The organism is Mesorhizobium sp. WSM4837 (genome assembly GCF_055811435.1).
On sequence record NZ_JBVVQE010000220.1, the window covers coordinates 1 to 768 of the forward strand.

The 768-nt window shown below is 58.2% G+C and carries 1 pseudogene; it reads left to right on the plus strand.

From position 1 onward, the window contains the following. Nucleotides 1–4 precede the first annotated feature (4 nt). Nucleotides 5–755, plus strand: a pseudogene (locus AC0L3D_RS36820) (IS6 family transposase). The last annotated feature ends 13 nt before the right edge of the window (nucleotides 756–768 follow it).

Genomic DNA, 768 nt, shown 5'->3' on the forward strand with positions numbered 1-768 from the left:
GGTGATGTCACGTTGTCAGCGGCTTAACGGTTGTCGGATAATGGGTTGGGATGAACAGTCCGGCCGTAAGCTACAAGAACCACCGCTTTCCACCGCAGATCATCGCCCGTGCGGTCTGGCTGTATTTTCGGTTCCCTTTGAGCCTGAGGATGGTCGAGGAGATGCTGCTGGAGCGCGGTATCGTCGTCTCCCATGAGACGATCCGGAGATGGGGTCGCAAATTCGGAACGGCTTATGCCAGGCAGTTGTGCAGAAAGAGGCCTTCGCGAAAGGATATCTGGCATCTGGACGAGGTGGTGATTTCCATCGGCGGCCGCAAACATTGGCTCTGGCGTGCCGTTGACCAAGACGGTTACGTTCTCGACGAGATCGTTCAAGCCCGCCGCGATACCCAAGCCGCCAGGCGATTGCTGGTCAGGCTGCTGAAGAAGCAAGGCCTGACGCCGAAGCGGATCGTCACCGACAAATTGCGCTCATATGGTGCTGCAAGACGGGAGGTGATGCCCGCCGTCGAACATCGATCGCACAAGGGCCTGAACAATCGAGCCGAGAATTCTCACGTGCCGCTTCGAAAACGGGAGCGGATGATGCGGGGATTTCGCTCCGTCGGCGGCTTGCAACGGTTCATATCGATCTTTTCGGCACTCCGAAATCTCTTCGTCCCCCCGCACCAGAAAAACTCAGCCCTCGCCATCCACATCCATCGGATCCGCGCAATGGCGCAGTGGAAAGCCGTGACCTGCGCAACCGCCTGACGTCTCACACAAG